Annotated in this window: 17 protein-coding genes and 3 pseudogenes; 10 read left to right on the top strand and 10 right to left on the bottom strand. The window is 69.2% G+C overall.

The genetic code is table 11. The features are described from left to right. Positions 1 to 100 precede the first annotated feature (100 nt). A complete protein-coding gene (locus ACZ4N4_RS23770) occupies positions 101 to 490 on the bottom strand; it encodes an ArsR/SmtB family transcription factor (RefSeq protein ID WP_467591881.1) in 390 nt (129 codons plus the stop codon). Positions 491 to 584: 94 nt separating this feature from the next. Here ACZ4N4_RS23770 and ACZ4N4_RS23765 point away from each other — a divergent pair, with 94 nt between their 5' ends. From ACZ4N4_RS23765 to ACZ4N4_RS23755, 3 genes are all read left to right on the top strand, one after another. Continuing rightward, positions 585 to 2,576 carry a heavy metal translocating P-type ATPase gene (locus ACZ4N4_RS23765; protein WP_467591879.1) on the top strand — a complete coding sequence of 664 codons (1,992 nt, stop codon included), beginning with the start codon at positions 585 to 587 and terminating at the stop codon, positions 2,574 to 2,576. Further along, positions 2,573 to 2,980 carry a (2Fe-2S) ferredoxin domain-containing protein gene (locus tag ACZ4N4_RS23760; RefSeq protein WP_467591877.1) on the top strand — a complete coding sequence of 136 codons (408 nt, stop codon included), beginning with the start codon at positions 2,573 to 2,575 and terminating at the stop codon, positions 2,978 to 2,980. Before ACZ4N4_RS23765 ends, ACZ4N4_RS23760 begins: the two co-directional genes overlap by 4 nt. Positions 2,981 to 3,185: 205 nt before the next feature. After that, a complete protein-coding gene (locus tag ACZ4N4_RS23755; RefSeq protein WP_467591875.1) occupies positions 3,186 to 3,605 on the top strand; it encodes an EF-hand domain-containing protein in 420 nt (139 codons plus the stop codon). Positions 3,606 to 3,768: 163 nt separating this feature from the next. Here ACZ4N4_RS23755 and ACZ4N4_RS23750 read toward each other — a convergent pair whose 3' ends face one another. Next, positions 3,769 to 4,398: a type III effector protein gene (locus tag ACZ4N4_RS23750; protein ID WP_467591872.1), complete on the bottom strand. Its 630-nt coding sequence runs from the start codon at positions 4,396 to 4,398 to the stop codon at positions 3,769 to 3,771. Positions 4,399 to 4,526: 128 nt separating this feature from the next. On the opposite strand from ACZ4N4_RS23750, the gene ACZ4N4_RS23745 reads away from it, so the two are divergent. From ACZ4N4_RS23745 to ACZ4N4_RS23735, 3 genes are all read left to right on the top strand, one after another. Next, positions 4,527 to 4,958, top strand: a complete 432-nt coding sequence (locus ACZ4N4_RS23745; RefSeq protein WP_453580025.1) for an Hsp20/alpha crystallin family protein — start codon at positions 4,527 to 4,529, stop codon at positions 4,956 to 4,958. Between the two features lie 101 nt (positions 4,959 to 5,059). After that, positions 5,060 to 5,455: a DUF2267 domain-containing protein gene (locus tag ACZ4N4_RS23740; protein WP_467591870.1), complete on the top strand. Its 396-nt coding sequence runs from the start codon at positions 5,060 to 5,062 to the stop codon at positions 5,453 to 5,455. A gap of 53 nt (positions 5,456 to 5,508) precedes the next feature. Continuing rightward, positions 5,509 to 5,952 (top strand): DUF2267 domain-containing protein, encoded by a 444-nt coding sequence (locus ACZ4N4_RS23735; protein ID WP_467591868.1) that lies wholly within the window; start codon positions 5,509 to 5,511, stop codon positions 5,950 to 5,952. A 361-nt stretch (positions 5,953 to 6,313) separates the two neighbouring features. On the opposite strand, the gene ACZ4N4_RS23730 is transcribed toward ACZ4N4_RS23735, so the two are convergent. Then, complete coding sequence (locus tag ACZ4N4_RS23730; protein ID WP_411771703.1) at positions 6,314 to 6,484, bottom strand: DUF5670 family protein; 171 nt, start codon at positions 6,482 to 6,484, stop codon at positions 6,314 to 6,316. A gap of 138 nt (positions 6,485 to 6,622) precedes the next feature. On the opposite strand from ACZ4N4_RS23730, the pseudogene ACZ4N4_RS23725 reads away from it, so the two are divergent. After that, positions 6,623 to 6,795, top strand: a pseudogene (locus ACZ4N4_RS23725) (CsbD family protein). Between the two features lie 253 nt (positions 6,796 to 7,048). Here ACZ4N4_RS23725 and ACZ4N4_RS23720 read toward each other — a convergent pair. Both ACZ4N4_RS23720 and ACZ4N4_RS23715 read right to left on the bottom strand, forming a co-directional pair. After that, on the bottom strand, positions 7,049 to 7,213 hold the full coding sequence (locus ACZ4N4_RS23720; RefSeq protein WP_467591866.1) for a hypothetical protein: 165 nt from the start codon (positions 7,211 to 7,213) through the stop codon (positions 7,049 to 7,051). A gap of 268 nt (positions 7,214 to 7,481) precedes the next feature. Continuing rightward, on the bottom strand, positions 7,482 to 8,186 hold the full coding sequence (locus tag ACZ4N4_RS23715) for an SDR family oxidoreductase (protein WP_467591864.1): 705 nt from the start codon (positions 8,184 to 8,186) through the stop codon (positions 7,482 to 7,484). Positions 8,187 to 8,265: 79 nt separating this feature from the next. Here ACZ4N4_RS23715 and ACZ4N4_RS23710 point away from each other — a divergent pair, with 79 nt between their 5' ends. Continuing rightward, a complete protein-coding gene (locus ACZ4N4_RS23710) occupies positions 8,266 to 8,625 on the top strand; it encodes a winged helix-turn-helix transcriptional regulator (protein ID WP_467591862.1) in 360 nt (119 codons plus the stop codon). Positions 8,626 to 9,515: 890 nt separating this feature from the next. Here the strand turns inward: ACZ4N4_RS23710 and ACZ4N4_RS23705 are convergent. After that, positions 9,516 to 10,145, bottom strand: a complete 630-nt coding sequence (locus ACZ4N4_RS23705; RefSeq protein WP_467591860.1) for a transposase family protein — start codon at positions 10,143 to 10,145, stop codon at positions 9,516 to 9,518. Positions 10,146 to 10,374: 229 nt separating this feature from the next. On the opposite strand from ACZ4N4_RS23705, the gene ACZ4N4_RS23700 reads away from it, so the two are divergent. Next, positions 10,375 to 11,493: an IS630 family transposase gene (locus ACZ4N4_RS23700; protein WP_467591858.1), complete on the top strand. Its 1,119-nt coding sequence runs from the start codon at positions 10,375 to 10,377 to the stop codon at positions 11,491 to 11,493. A 60-nt stretch (positions 11,494 to 11,553) separates the two neighbouring features. Here ACZ4N4_RS23700 and ACZ4N4_RS23695 read toward each other — a convergent pair whose 3' ends face one another. From ACZ4N4_RS23695 to ACZ4N4_RS23685, 3 genes and pseudogenes are all read right to left on the bottom strand, one after another. Then, on the bottom strand, positions 11,554 to 12,186 hold the full coding sequence (locus tag ACZ4N4_RS23695) for a DUF6368 family protein (protein WP_467591856.1): 633 nt from the start codon (positions 12,184 to 12,186) through the stop codon (positions 11,554 to 11,556). 131 nt (positions 12,187 to 12,317) lie between these two features. Beyond that, positions 12,318 to 12,413, bottom strand: a pseudogene (locus ACZ4N4_RS23690) (SAM-dependent methyltransferase); the annotation flags it as partial. Between the two features lie 331 nt (positions 12,414 to 12,744). Beyond that, positions 12,745 to 12,828, bottom strand: coding sequence for a NucA/NucB deoxyribonuclease domain-containing protein (locus tag ACZ4N4_RS23685; RefSeq protein WP_467592796.1), 84 nt, complete (start codon positions 12,826 to 12,828; stop codon positions 12,745 to 12,747). Between the two features lie 365 nt (positions 12,829 to 13,193). On the opposite strand from ACZ4N4_RS23685, the pseudogene ACZ4N4_RS23680 reads away from it, so the two are divergent. Continuing rightward, positions 13,194 to 13,397: pseudogene (locus ACZ4N4_RS23680) on the top strand (hypothetical protein); the annotation flags it as partial. Here the strand turns inward: ACZ4N4_RS23680 and ACZ4N4_RS23675 are convergent. Further along, positions 13,386 to 13,811 (bottom strand): hypothetical protein, encoded by a 426-nt coding sequence (locus ACZ4N4_RS23675; protein ID WP_467591854.1) that lies wholly within the window; start codon positions 13,809 to 13,811, stop codon positions 13,386 to 13,388. The pseudogene ACZ4N4_RS23680 and the gene ACZ4N4_RS23675 overlap by 12 nt on opposite strands. Positions 13,812 to 14,221: the final 410 nt, after the last annotated feature.

The following is a 14,221-nucleotide window of genomic DNA, read 5'->3' as shown; positions in this document are numbered from 1 at the left end:
GGGTAGCCCCCGGCTGTTCGCGGTGCCCCACGCCCGGCGACGAGGGCACAGCGCCGAGGCCGACACCAGCACCGCTGACGTCCGCTGTCCCCGTGGCTTGCTAGCGCCGGAGGGCGATCGGCGCCGCTTCGGTCGTGGGGGCGTCGCGCAGGCCGAGGCGCAGGTGCTCGACGTGGAAGAGGGCCTGTTCCAGGAGTTCGGCGACGTGATTGTCGTGGAGCGCGTAGACGATGGAACGGCCCCGGCGCTCCCCGGTGACGAGCCCGAGATTGCGCAGCAGGCGGAGCTGGTGGGAGCAGGCGGAGGCTTCCATGCCGACGGCCTCGGCGAGGTCGCCGACCGCGCAGGGGCCTTCCTGGAGGCGGGCCAGGATGTACAGCCGCGAAGGGGTGGCCAGGGCCTGGAGTGTGGCGGCGACGTCGGTGGCCCCTGCCGCGTCCAGGCGCTCGCGGGGGGTGGCGTGGTTCTTGTCGTCGGCTCCGTGACCCATGGCGCCCATCCTACCGGTCACATGTGAAGATCTGTTCAGATATTCCTGTACGGTGGAGTGTCGCCGTCTTCTGCCCTGAAGGGGTTGTTTTGTCATGCCTTCCGCCTTGCTCCAGCGGCCCGGACGGGTCGCTCCGGCCGCCCCGCGTACGGCGCCGAAACGGCGCACGCGGGTGTTCGCCCTGGCCGAGGCACGCTGGGCCGCCGCGGCGCTGGTGCTGTTCCTCATCGCGCTGCCGCTCCAGCTGGCCGGCGCGCCCGCCTGGGCGTGGGGTCCGCTGTACGCCGCCGCCTACGTCACCGGCGGGTGGGAACCGGCCTGGGCGGGGCTGACGGTGCTGCGGGAGAAGACGCTGGATGTGGACCTGCTGATGATCGTGGCCGCGATCGGTGCGGCCGCGATCGGGCAGGTGATGGACGGTGCGCTGCTGATCGTCATCTTCGCGACCTCGGGCGCTCTGGAGGCGCTGGCCACCGCCCGCACTCAGGACGCGGTGCGCGGTCTGCTCGACCTGGCCCCCGCCACCGCGGCCCGGCTGGCCGATGACGGGAGCGAGGAGAACGTCGCGACCGAGGACCTGGTGGTCGGAGACATCATCCTGGTCCGGCCCGGGGAGCGGGTCGGCGCGGACGGCCGGGTGCTGGAGGGGGCCAGCGAGGTCGACCAGGCCACCATCACCGGCGAGCCGCTGCCGGTCGCGAAGGGGGTCGGTGACGAGGTCTTCGCCGGCACTGTGAACGGCACCGGGGCCCTGCGGGTCAAGGTCGAGCGGGACCCTTCGGACTCGGTGATCGCCCGGATCGTGGCCATGGTCGAGGAAGCCTCCGAGACCAAGGCGCCCACCCAGCTGTTCATCGAGAAGGTCGAGCAGCGCTACAGCCTCGGCATGGTCTTCGCGACCCTGGCCGTCTTCCTGATCCCTCTCGCGTTCGGTGCGGACCTCACCGGCTCGCTGCTGCGAGCGATGACCTTCATGATCGTGGCCTCGCCGTGCGCGGTGGTCCTGGCGACGATGCCGCCCCTGCTCTCGGCCATCGCCAACGCCGGACGCCACGGCGTCCTGGTGAAGTCCGCCGTCGTCATGGAGCGTCTCGGGCAGGCCGACGCGGCCGCAATCGACAAGACCGGCACCCTCACCGAGGGCACCCCCCGCCTCACCGACATCCGCCCCCTGTCCGGCTCCGGCCTGGACGAGGGCACCCTGCTGGCGCTGGCAGCAGCCGCCGAGCACCCCAGCGAACACCCCCTGGCCCGCGCCGTCGTCGACGCCGCCCGCACCCGCGGCCTGGCCATCACCGGCATGCGGGACTTCACCTCCACCCCCGGCGTCGGTGTCACCGCCACCGTCGCCGGCCACACCGTCGCGGTCGGCGCCCCCGCCCGCCTCCTCGACGACAGCCACGACACCTGCTCGGTCCGCGCCGCCGAGGTCGCGGCCGACCTGGAGAACGGCGGCCGCACAGCCGTCCTGGTCCTGCGCGACGGCGCCCCCGCCGGGGTATTGGGCATCGCCGACCGGCTGCGTCCCGACGCTGCCGCGACCGTCGCCGCCCTGACCACCCTGACCGGCAGCACCCCGGCGCTCGTGACCGGCGACAACCCGCGCGCCGCCGCACGCCTGGCCGCCGAGGTCGGTATCACCGGCGACGACGTCCACGCCGGCCTCCTGCCCCAGGACAAGGTCGAAGCCGTGCAGCGCCTTCAAGCCCAAGGGCGCAAGGTGCTGGTCATCGGCGACGGCGTCAACGACGCCCCCGCCCTGGCCGCCGCCCACACCGGCATCGCCATGGGCCGCGCCGGCTCAGACCTCGCCCTGCAAACCGCCGACGCCGTCATCGTCCGCGACGAACTCGCCACCGTCCCCACCGTCGTGAACCTGTCCCGCGCCGCCCGCCGCCTGGTGGTGCAGAACCTCGTCATCGCCGCAGTGTTCATCTCCGGCCTGGTCATCTGGGACCTGGCGGGCCACCTGCCGCTGCCCCTCGGCGTGCTCGGCCACGAGGGATCGACCGTCATCGTCGGCCTCAACGGACTGCGGCTGCTGCACGACGCCGCATGGAACCGCGCCGCAAAGGACCTGCGGTGAGCCGCCGGACCAAGAAGGCCGCCCCCACGCCGGGGGCGGTCCGGCCCACCGTCACCGTCTGCCGCGGCTGCTGCTGCGGCACTCCGGCCAAGGTGCCGCGCCTGGACCACGAAGCCCAGATCACTGACCTGCGCACCCAGCTGGCAGGAGTCGCGATGGTTCGGCGAACCGACTGCCTCGATGCGTGCGAGCGCGCCAACGTCGTCGTCATCCAGCCCTCCGCCGAAGGCCGTAAGGCCGGCGGACGCCCGGTCTGGCTCGGGCAGGTCAACGACCCCGGCGCCGCTGCTGATATCACCGCCTGGGTCAAGAACGGAGGCCCCGGCCTCGCCGAGGCGCCCGACGTCCTCGACCTCTACACCTTCCAGCCCTCCCGACGCATCCGGCACGAACTCGAAGACTGACCTGCGCCAGGCCGGGGGCTGTCGCATCCGGTCGGAGTGGAGGCCGTGTAGCGGCCCAGGTCGTTGAGATTGCGGTGCTTGAGCAGGAACAGGCGGGCGACGTCCTCGTCCCGGAGCTCGTGCCCTCGGCGCCGACAAGGACGACCGCTGTGCCCGCGCTCTGCAGACCTTCTGCCAGATCTACTGGCTGGAGCTGTTGTGCCGCGTGGGTGTGGACAGCGACTGGCTTGCCAGGGAGCGGTTCGTCATCGCCAACCGTCTCGCGGTCATCGGCGCCGGCTGGCTCAACGTCACGGAGGGCGGCGGCTACGCGTTCTTCGGCGTCATCGGTGTTGACGGCGACGACGGGATCGGCGAGGACGTGTTTGCCTGCGTTGTGGGGGAGGTGTGGAAGACTGGCGTGCCTGGCGTGATGGACCTGTTTCAGAGGATGGGCACCGGCGGGGACGGCGGGGTCTTGCGCCTTGAGTTCGTCCGTCTGGTACGCGAGTTCTGTCTCTCCTACGGCCCGGAGGCCTCTGGCGGCCTGTTCTTCGGGTACGTCTGGCGCGGCGTGTCCCTGGCGCGGCACTGCAGCGCCGTTGCCCGTTCCTGTGAACTGTGCAAGCGGGCGGCGGTGTTCTGAGTCGTTCAGGTGGCTCGTAGTGGCCTGGATGCGCGTAGGACTGGCACCCGGTCCGCGCGAACGCGGGTGGCAAGGGCTCCGGCCGTCAAAACCATCCCGAGGGGAGATCACCCTCAGTCTTTCTGCCGGGGCGGGGCGGGGCGGGGCGGGGCTCCGGGTGGGGTCAGGGGGGTGTGAGGGTGTCGAGTCGGGCGGCGAGGTCGGGGTGGGTGGCGGTCAGGTGGGGGCGGGTGGCGGTGAGGGGGGCGAGGAGGTCGGCGGGGTCGTTGTGGGCGAGGGCGGTGTGGAGCTGGTGGAGCGGGCGGCGGGCGGCGGGGGGGAGGTCGGTGAGGGCGGTGATCTGGCCGGCGAGGCGGCGCAGGTCGGCGGCGTTGCGGCGGGCCCAGGTGGCGGTGTTGCGGTCGGCGGCCCGGGCCTGACGGGTGGCCCTCACGCGTTGTTCGCCGGTGGTTCCGGCGGGGCCGGGGCGGCCGCGCAGGTAGCGGCGTTCGGCGGCCTGGCGGCTGGCGACACCCAGGGGAGAGGCGAGGTCGGCCCAGCTGGCGCCTGCGTCCCGGGCTGTTTCGATCAGGCCGGTTTCCCATCCGGCGAGCCGCTCGCGTACCTGCCGCAGCAGCATGAGCGAGGCGAGGGCCTGTTCCGGGGCCGGCCCGGCGCCGAGGGTGTCGGGAATCTCGTGCTGGGCGGCGCGCAGGGCGCTGTCTATGGCTTTCAGGGCCGCTGCGGCGGCGAGGAACGACGCCGGGCTGTGGGTGTCGGCGTCGGTGGAGACCGGCTGGTCGGGTGCGGTCACGGGCACCTCCCTCAGGTTGTCATCAGGTTGACGACATCATGTTTGTCATCCATTGGATGACATGTTACAACGGTGTCAGTGAAGCGCGTTGGCAGCAACTGCCTGAACCTGCTGGAGGTGTTTTCACGATGTTGATGCGCACTGACCCCTTCCGTGAGCTGGACCGGCTGGCGCAGCAGCTGATGGGCCCGGGTACCTGGTCGAAGCCGTCGGCGATGCCGATGGACGCCTACCGCGAGGCCGACGAGTACGTGGTGGCCTTCGACCTTCCTGGCGTCAGCGCGGACGCGATCGACATCGACGTCGAGCGGAACATGCTCACCGTCAAGGCGGAGCGCCGGCCGGCGGCGAAGGCCGACGACGTGCAGATGGAGCTGTCCGAGCGGCCGCTGGGCGTCTTTTCCCGCCAGCTCGTGCTCGCCGACACCCTCGACACCGAGCACATCAAGGCCGACTACGACGCGGGCGTGCTGACCCTGCGCATCCCGATTGCCGAGCGCGCCAAGCCCCGCAAGATCTCCATCGGTGTCGGGACCGGCCACAAGGAGCTCTCCGGCTGACACCGGCCGGCCGGGCGCGGAGGACGGGCACCTGATCTCCCCCTCACCCCGTCCTCCGTACCCCGTGGGCAGGCCGTGGAACAAGAAGGGGTGGCGGCGAGATGACTCTGCGACGTGAAGCGTTCCTCGACCACGTGAAGGAGCGCGGCGAGTACGCCACTGCGGAGGAAACCGAACGCGCGGCCCGTGTGGTGCTCGCCCTGCTCGGCGCGCATCTGGTCGGCGAGGTTCGCGCCCAGCTCGCGGCACGTCTCCCGGAGGAATTCGCCCTGATCCTGCTCAACCCCCTGCAGAGCGCCGAACCGCTGCCCCCGCAGCGGTTCGTACGGGCGACCGCGGCCTGGATCGAGGGCGCCACCGAACAGACCGCGGCCTGGGACGTCAGCGCCGTGCTGTCCACGGTCGCCGACACGGCCGGCGAGGACCTGCTGGGGCAGATCCTGCTCCAGCTCCCCGCCGGCTACGACCTCCTCTTCGGCCGCCCCCAGCTCACCTGACCCCTACCTCGGTGCCACACACCCGCACCCCTCTACGAAAGGCATGCACTGCAGTGATCACCGACGTGCGCGTACCGGCTGAGCACCAGCAGCCGTACTCGACGGCGTATGAGCAGATGCTGGAAAAGGTCCGCTACGAAGGCGCCTACCCCACCCCGGGAAAGGCCGACGAAGCCGTCCGCCTGGCTCTCGCGGGGCTGGGACGCCAGCTGACCGGCGACGAGCGCGTCGACCTGGCGGGCTGTCTGCCCCTGGAAGCGGCGCGCGTGCTGACCCTGCAGATCCCCGACCCCCGCCCCCTCACCGGCTGGGCCTTCGTCAAGGACCTCGCCGCCCGCACCGGTGTATCCCTGGCCACCGCCCGGTGGGACACCGGATCCGTCTTCTCCGTCGTCTCCGCGCACGCCGGCCCCGATCTGATCACCCGTATCCTCGACCGGCTGCCTGCCGGCTACGCCCTCCTGTTCGGCCGCGCCGAACTCACCCGAGCTGCTTAGACATGCCTGCTGGGGGCCGGGGCGGCGACCGCTGCGTTGTGCCCACTCTGCTGTTCGAGATCGTGGACGGCGAGTTCGGTCACGGGAAGGCTGCACGCCGGCTGCGGAGGCGAGGGGAGGCTGCCCGCTCTCGGGCGGCGCGTGGGTGAAGTCGGGGGCGGGGTTCAGGCCGGAGGTTGCGCGGGTTCCACGCGCGTGCCCGCCCCGCCCTCGACGGTGGCCGCCTACCCCCGCATCCCATGTGCACTCCCTGGGGCACCTTGTCCACTGTCACCCGAGGCGGTGTCGGCTCCCCGAACGCCGTAGGGGTCCCGCCGGCATGTGGCGGGACCCCGACGGCCGGGATCGTGGATGGGTCAGGTCACCATCGGTACCAGCGTCCGCGGCCGCCGCTGGCGTTGGTGGAACGCGCGACGAAGCCGAGCAGCCACAGCACCAGAACCACGACGGCGACCCACCACAGGATCTTGACGGCGAAGCCGGCACCGAAAAGGATCAGCGCGAGAAGAAGAACAAGCAGCAGGGGAACCATAGTTATCTACCTCCTGCGCCACCGATTGCCCCCCACGGGTGAACTCATTCCTCGAAATCGCCTTGTTTGTGAAGGTGAGTGAGGGGCACCTGGACTCTGCCGCGAGAGCGGTGAAAGAACGACCAGGAGGCGCGATCCGTGACTGCCGGCGAGAAGGCCAAGGCGAAGAGCGAGCAGGCCAGGGGCAAGGCCAGGGAGACCCTCGCAAACGCCGTCGGCAACGAGCGTATGGCTGCCGAGGGCCGGGTGGAGAAAGCACGGGGGATGCCCGTGAGGCCAAGGAGAAGGCCAAGGACGCGTTCAAGCGCTGACAGCTCCCACCGTCCTGTGAGATCGAGAGGGGCTGTTGCGGACCAGATCCGCAACAGCCCCTCTCCTGCTGTCGGGACGGCCCGCAGCGCGCCAGGCGTGCTTCGGGATGACCGCGTCCATGCGCAAGCGCGACCGCGTCCGTGCCGCCTCGGAAAAGCCGCCGGGAAGGAATGCTGCACGGCGAGCCGGAAGCCCCAGACAGTGCCCAGGAGTCCGACGGGCAGGCCGGATCGGGACGCGCGGCGGAGCAGTTCAGGGCGCGGGATCGCCGTGCGGTCGGTGCGGGGAGAGCGCGGCCTGCACGGCGTCGCGCTGGAGCCGCAGGTAGGAGGCGATGGTCTCGGTGTCGGCGAGCTGCCGGTCCTGGTGCGCCAGGACCGCCCGCAGGCGCGGCGGATCCGGCGGCAACTCGCCCATGCGTTCGATTCTAGGTGGCGCCCCCGTCGTCAGCACGGGCGCCGCTCGTGGTGCGTCTCCTGGGACTTGTCCTCCTGCGCGCATCAGGAGGACAAGTCCATATGGCTTCCTTGTCACGGGGCAGCATGGATGCGGCCGCGTCACGCTTTCGCCCGGCTTCCTGGACCAGAGCCCGTGTCGTGACAGCGAATGTTCATGGGTTCGGGAGGCGCCCGTTTTTCTGGATGGGTGATGTTCACGAGTTCTGACAGCACTCGGCAGCTTGGCATCAGGCGGATTTGTGGCGGGCGCCGCCCTCGATGTGGATCGTCTCACCGGAGACAAAACCCGCACGGAGGAGCCACATGACCGTGTCGACGACGTCGTCGGTTGCGCCGTAGCGTCCGACGAAGGTCCCGGCCGCGCTCTTGCCCAACAAGCCGGCCTTTTGGTCACCCAGGCGATCCCACGTGCCCGAGTCCACGACACCAGGCGAGACGGCGTTGACCCGTACCGGCGCCAGATCCGCCGCGAGGTGGCGCGCGGCGTACTCGACCGCACCGTTGGTGACCCCTTTGACGAGTGATCCCCGCCCGGGGCGCCAGCCGACAACACCGGAGAACAGCACCATCGACCCGGTGGGCCGCAGTACCGACGCGAAGTGTTTGGCGACCAGCATCGGGCCGACCACCTTCGCCGTGAACGCAGCCAGCAGTTTGTCGCGGTCCAGCTCGCTCGCGCGAACATCGTGCGGCGCCGAACCGGTCGTCACGATGTGGTCAATTCCGTCCTTCAGCAGCTCCGCCGCGGCCGCGAGCGTCGACTCGTCCTGCAGATCGACCCGCACCGTGGTGGCGCCGATCTCGCGCGCCAGCACGTCGGCCGCAGCCAGATCGCGGGCACCGACAACAACGTCGTAGCCGTCCTGCGCTGCACGCCTCGCGACGGCCGCGCCGAGCGCCCGTGCACCGCCGATGACCAGGATCCGCTCCATGCGTCTCACTCCCTCTCGTAGGATCGGGTGCAACGGTATGGATTTGATACCGGTATCTTCAACGGAACTGGGAGCAGCCATGGGCAAGGCGTACAACGTGATGGCGGCGACCTGCCCGAGCCGCACGGTGCTGCACCGTATCGGCGCCCGCTGGACCGTGTTCGTCGTCAACGCCCTCGAGGACGGACCTCGCCGCTTCACCGAGCTGAAGGGGCATATCCAGGGGATCACCCCGAAGGTCCTGACCGAGACCCTGCGCTCCCTGGAAGCCGACGGTCTGGTCAGCCGTTACGCGTACGAGGAGAACCCGCCCCGCGTCGAGTACGCGCTGACACCGCTGGGCCGCTCTCTGCTCGTCCCGCTCCGCGCCGTACGGCTCTGGGCCGAAGAGCATGTCCCGGACATCGAGGCGGCCCGAGCCCGCCAGCCGATTCTCTGACCCATGAGTCGACTGCCGGCATGAACCGGAGCGGCAAGACCAACGCCCGGCAGGTCACCGTCCGCAGACCGCCCACTACTTCTCCACCGCCCAGGAACTGCGCGGCTGGGCCAAGGACCACCTGCCCTCCCACAGCACGGCAGTGCTGTCGAAACTCGTGAACATCCCTCGACGGAGTGATCGCCAACTGCCTCCGGAACTCAGGCTCTGGTCCCCTTCGTGTGGTCGTGTGACTCTCGGTTACGCCAACAGGACTCGTTTGCGGAGGGGTTCGAATCCTGCGCGGCCGGAGATCTGGCGCTTGAGCGTCTTGATCCTGTTGACATGGCCCTCCACGACGCCGGAGTTCCAGTGAAGGGTGAGGCCGGCGGTGACGGCGTCGAGGTCGCGCAGGAGGTGCTGAGCAAAACTGGCGGAGGCTGGGCCAGTTCGGTGGTGGCGCTGGCCGCTTCGGTCCATGCAGGGAGTCGGTCGCCTTGCAGGTGGGTGAGCATGTGGGTGAAGGAGCGCACGTGCTCGGCGAGCGCTGTCAGTTCGGGGCAGTGGGACAAGGCGGATTTGAGGTGGAGCCGGTCGCCTTCGGGTAGGGCGTCGGGGTGGGTGAGGATCCAGCGTGTGACAGCTCGGGCTGATGGCGGGCGGGGGCCGGCCGGCTGGGGTTTGCCGCGAAGCGTCCTGCTGACGTAGGCACGGACACTGGCGTAGCCGCGGGGACAGCCCTGTTCCCTGATCTCCTCCCACAGTTTCCAGGCGTCGGTGCAGCCTTCCTGCCAACGCTGATCGAGGTAGGGCTTGTCGTCATCGAGCCTGGTCGTACGGCTTTGCCACTGCCCGGTGAACATCTCCTCCCGCGGTAGCGGCACGGGAGAAACGCAAGATCGTGTTGAGGGTCATCCCGAGCTGCCGGGCGACGGACCGCTTGCTGTGCCCGGCGGCGAGGAGAGCGTGGATGGCGGCGTGCTTGGCGCGGGTGCGTTCGGCGAACCGGTGCGCGGTCGATGCTGGTATCGGTCGGTCTTGCGCTCGCGGGCCGGGCCGGCGCCCGGATGACGGACGCCTTCAAGGTTCCGGTCAGCCGGAACACCCTGCTGAGGCTGATCGCCTCGCTTCCGGACCCCGCCAACGCAGTACCCCGCGTGGTCGGCGTGGACGAGTACGCCCAGCGCAAGGGCCGTGTCTACGGAACCGTGCCGCTCGGTCCGCCGCCCGAACCTGCGGGTGAGACCGGGTACTTGCTCGGCGAAGGTCATGCGCTCGCAGGATTCCTCCTCGCAGACGAACCTCCGCACCCGCAACGACACCACGACGAACTTGCCCGCCGTCGGCAGATCACGAGGAAATCGCAGGTAGGAGCCGTGTATTCGCCCCGACCAGCACCCGCACCCCGGACAGGCCGGCCGCCCTGCGGTCGTACGGGCCTCGACCCGGACGACCGTGTCGATCATCTCGACCGATTCCACCAACACGCCCTCGACCGAGGAAAACAGCAGCTCGTTCAACTGCGGCAGCACTTCGTTCACGGCGAAGGACTGTCGACCACACCACCGTCCAGCCAGGCGATTTCCGGGCGGACTTTAGTGGTCGTAGGCGGTCAGCGCGCGCATGACCGGCTGGCCGCGCATGAAGCCAGCTCCACTCATCAGGCCCCCTTGGAATCGATCATCTAGTGCTGTGACCGCGTAGGTTCGCCGGGTTGGTGGTGCTGGCGGTTGGATGTGCGGTTACGTCCATTCGACCGCTGGAGACGCGGTGGCTGAGCCTGTCCGTGTACGCCGACTGACCGACCAGGAAGGACAGAAGCTGCAGCAGATCGTGCGCCGGGGAAGTACCAGTTCGGTGCGGTATAGGCGGGCGATGATGCTGCTGGCGTCTGCCGGCGGGAACCGCGTTCCGGTGATTGCCCAGCTGGTCCAGGCTGACGAGGACACCGTGCGCGATGTGATCCACCGGTTCAACGAGATCGGCCTGGCCTGCCTGGACCCTCAATGGGCGGGAGGCCGTCCCCGCCTGCTCAAGCCTGACGACGAGGACTTCGTCATCCAGACGGCCATCACCCGCCCGACCAAGCTCGGCCAGCCCTTCACCCGCTGGTCGATCCGCAAACTCGCCGCCTACCTGCGCCGCGTCCACGGACGCGTCATCCGCATCGGCCGTGAAGCCTTACGGTGCCTGCTCCTGCGCCGCGGCATCACCTTCCAGCGCACCAAAACCTGGAAGGAGTCACCCGACCCCGAGCGCGACGCCAAGCTCGACCGCATCGAGCAGGTGCTGGAACGCTTCCCGGACAGGGTCTTCGCCTTCGACGAGTTCGGCCCACTCGGGATCAGGCCCACCGCAGGCTGCTGCTGGGCAGAGCAGAACAAACCCAATCGCCTGCCGGCGACCTACCGCCGCACCCATGGCATCACCTACTTCCACGGCTGCTACTCCGTCGGCGACGACATCCTGTGGTGCGTCAACCGCCGGCGCAAAAGCACCGCCAACAGTCTGGCCGCACTGAAGTCGATCCGCGCCGCCCGCCCCGATGGCGCCCCGATCTACATCATCTCGGACAACCTCTCCGCCCACACGGGAGCGGACATCCGCCGCTGGGCGAAGAAGAACAAGGTCGAGCTGTGCTTCACCCCGACCTACGCCTCGTGGGCGAACCCGATCGAAGCGCACTTCGGACCGCTGCGGCAGTTCACCATCGCCAACTCGAACCACCCCAACCACACCGTGCAGACCCGGACCCTGCACGCCTACCTGCGCTGGCGCAACGCCAACGCCCGCCACCGCGACGTCCTGGCCGCCGAACGCAAGGAACGCGCCCGCATCCGCAGCGAGAAAGGCATCCGCTGGGGCGGCCGACCCGCTCTCGACGCATGATCAGGCAACATGGCGAACGTTCCAGGTCACAGCACCACTTCAGCCGCGGATCTGTCTGGGCTACTTGACCAGCCGGAAGGCGGGGTGCCCAACCCAGGCCCGCAGGAACTCCGCCGTTCCCAGCGCCATCCAGTCGTCGTCCGCGATCCCCAACACCCCCGGAAGGCCAGCGACGACCGGCGCCTGCCCGTCCAGCAGCTCGGCTTTGGCCACGCCCCCGGTGACGTCCATGACAGCGGCGGTCAGCAGGGCCGTGGCCACATGGTCGATCTCGCGATTGCAGCCGGCGCTGACATTGACGGCATGGGTCGGCCTGAAGCCGAGGATGGCCTCCACCTCGGGCTCGTCTGCGTGTTCGGCCTCGAAGATGCTCTCGTCGCCGACACCCGGCCCCATCAAGTAGACCAGGAAGGGCCGACGCCAGTCCTCGCGCTGCGGATTGAATCCCACCAGGGCCGTGAGCTCCTCGTCCGCGGAGGTGTTGCCGAGGAGTGGAAGCGGGAACGGCTTTCGCCAGTCCTCCTCTCGCCTGTCCTCGACGCCCAGTCGCTCTGCGGGCACGTTGACGTCGAAGAACCCGGGCCGCTTCTCGTCGAAGTGGGAAGAGAGCCCCACCATCAACGCGCGGAACTCCCGCAGCGCAGCCGGGGAGAGCGGCTCCGCCAACTCGATCACCAACGTCGGACCAGACATGCTGGGAGCCTAGTTTGATCGGCTCCGCGACCGCTCAAATTGTTCCCACACCGAGTCCAGCCGGTTCGAGCACCGACGCCGCCGACCCGGCGAACCTACGTGGTCACAGCACTAGGGGACCGGTAGGCGCTCTACCGGCGGACCGCCGAGATCAGTCCGCCGGGCTGCTCCTCGCGCTGCGGCGGGGTGCTGATCGGGCGGCCGTAGGCGGCAGCGCGCTCGCGCAGGCGTCGGTGGCCGGGCCGCAGCGCCAGCCGAAGGGCATCTCGGCGGGGTACTCGTAGTCGTCGGTGAACCGATGAGGTAGCCGTTTTCACCGAGCTCGACGGTGAACGAGGACGCACGAACCAGCATGAGGGGCCTCCTGGAACGGGCACGGTGCCTCTATCCGCTGTGAAGCGGATAGAGGCACCCTGTCTGGCTTGGCGGGAGTGTAGCGAGGCTCAGGCGATCACGTAGAACGGGTCGCCGTCCATGACGTGCATCTGGCCGCGCCACGCGGTGATACGTCCGCCCTGGGACTTTGTTCTCCTGGACCTTGACCCAGGTGATCTCCCGCTAGCGGGCCGGAAGGCGCGTACCGCCTTCCTTTGTGGAGGCGAAGGGGTACTCGTCGCACGAGGTGCGGCCGGCGCGTCGCATGTCCGCCGGGGCGGTGCGCGGGCACACCGCGGTCCTGTTGATGTTCTCCTGCGTCTTGTTGATCATCCAGTGCAGGGCCTTCCCGCCGTTCGGGTCGCCGTAGTGCCCTCCGCGGGAGCGCAGCTTGCGGATGCCCTCGTCGATGCGGGCCGGGCCGACCATGCTCACCGCGGTGGGAACTTCGGGGATCGCGCATCCGCAGCGGTTGGTACGGCTGCTGCCGTAGTAGTTGTCACAGCGGTAGACGGCCGAGCCGTAGGAGACCCCGCCGGGGCTGCAGCCCGGCTTGGTGAACGTGTAGGTGGTCTTCGCCTTGGCGAGGATCTTCTTCGGGGCGATGGTCGTCTTGTAGTCGACGCTGCCACCGGCGGCACTGTCCAGGGTGTGGCCCTGCGGGAAGGACACGGACGCCTTGGTGCCGGCGCCGGACTTGGCGGCCACGTCGACGGCCACGCCTTTGCAACAGGCTGAAGGGCTTCCGCGCCGTGGCGACGCGCTACGACAGGCGCGCGTACGTCTTCCACGGCACGGTCACAGCCGCTGCCGTCCGGCTCTGGTTAGTCGAATGACCATGGGTGCGGTTCGTCTCGAGTGAAGCCTGCATCCCGGATGCGCATGCGAACGCCGCGTCCGGGCCACACCCGGCCCAGGTCCGCACGGGTCAGAAGTGCGACGGTGGAGCTACCTCTGCGAACCTCCACCGCAGCGGGCGCACCTCGGGACAGCAACTGCTCGTCGGCGAGGATCAACGCGTCTCGCAGCTGTGCTGCGCGGCCGAGGCAGATCAAGACGTGCCGTTTGTCCAGCGTCCGGACCTGGTAGGTGTCTTGCCGGCGCGGCTCATCGAGCACACGCACGTCGAATCGTGAGATCGCAAGGGCTAGTCGTTGCCGGTTGAGTACCTCAACGCGGTCGGCGATCCCCTTGCGGATCCAGAAGCTCGCAATGCCGACGGCTTGGGCCAGACCGTTCACCCCCGTCACGTCCAGAAGGTTCGGGGGGCCTTCCGGTCGCGTGACATCGCGCCGGAACTGGTAGAACGGCTCATTGGATTCTATGCATCCTCCTAATGTTGCCTCCAGTCTGCCTGCTGGCCAGACCGCCCGCTCACGGATGGGACACCTCCGAGCAGGGGCAGTTGATTTCACGAGCAGCCCCCCTTCAAAGGGACTGCACCCAATGACCATTCACCGGACACGGCCTAGTGGCCCGTGCCGGAGTCTCGTCGTCTTCGGTGCGCCCTGCGTGCGTGCTTCTGGACCACGTTCCGTCCGGACCGTGAGTAAGATTACAACCTGATTTGAGGGGCCCCTCATGTTAGCCTGGACGCATGAGCCACCAGCACGTCCTGTCCGCGCCTCAGGCGCCGGCCAAGGCGCTGCGCCGTGACGCG

The organism is Streptomyces sp. NPDC026538 (genome assembly GCF_055567535.1).
The sequence above is the reverse complement of the archived record's forward strand: the minus strand, read 5'-3'. Positions and strand labels throughout refer to the sequence as shown.

Coding starts and splice junctions, on each gene's coding strand:
- ACZ4N4_RS23745 (WP_453580025.1), top strand. CDS start 4,527: ATGTTGATGCGCACTGACCCCTTCCGTGAGCTGGACCGGCTGGCGCAG.
- ACZ4N4_RS23720 (WP_467591866.1), bottom strand. CDS start 7,213: ATGGGCGAGTTGCCGCCGGATCCGCCGCGCCTGCGGGCGGTCCTGGCG.
- ACZ4N4_RS23730 (WP_411771703.1), bottom strand. CDS start 6,484: ATGGTTCCCCTGCTGCTTGTTCTTCTTCTCGCGCTGATCCTTTTCGGT.
- ACZ4N4_RS23685 (WP_467592796.1), bottom strand. CDS start 12,828: ATGCGACGCGCCGGCCGCACCTCGTGCGACGAGTACCCCTTCGCCTCC.
- ACZ4N4_RS23715 (WP_467591864.1), bottom strand. CDS start 8,186: ATGGAGCGGATCCTGGTCATCGGCGGTGCACGGGCGCTCGGCGCGGCC.
- ACZ4N4_RS23740 (WP_467591870.1), top strand. CDS start 5,060: ATGACTCTGCGACGTGAAGCGTTCCTCGACCACGTGAAGGAGCGCGGC.
- ACZ4N4_RS23695 (WP_467591856.1), bottom strand. CDS start 12,186: ATGTCTGGTCCGACGTTGGTGATCGAGTTGGCGGAGCCGCTCTCCCCG.
- ACZ4N4_RS23770 (WP_467591881.1), bottom strand. CDS start 490: ATGGGTCACGGAGCCGACGACAAGAACCACGCCACCCCCCGCGAGCGC.
- ACZ4N4_RS23710 (WP_467591862.1), top strand. CDS start 8,266: ATGGGCAAGGCGTACAACGTGATGGCGGCGACCTGCCCGAGCCGCACG.
- ACZ4N4_RS23765 (WP_467591879.1), top strand. CDS start 585: ATGCCTTCCGCCTTGCTCCAGCGGCCCGGACGGGTCGCTCCGGCCGCC.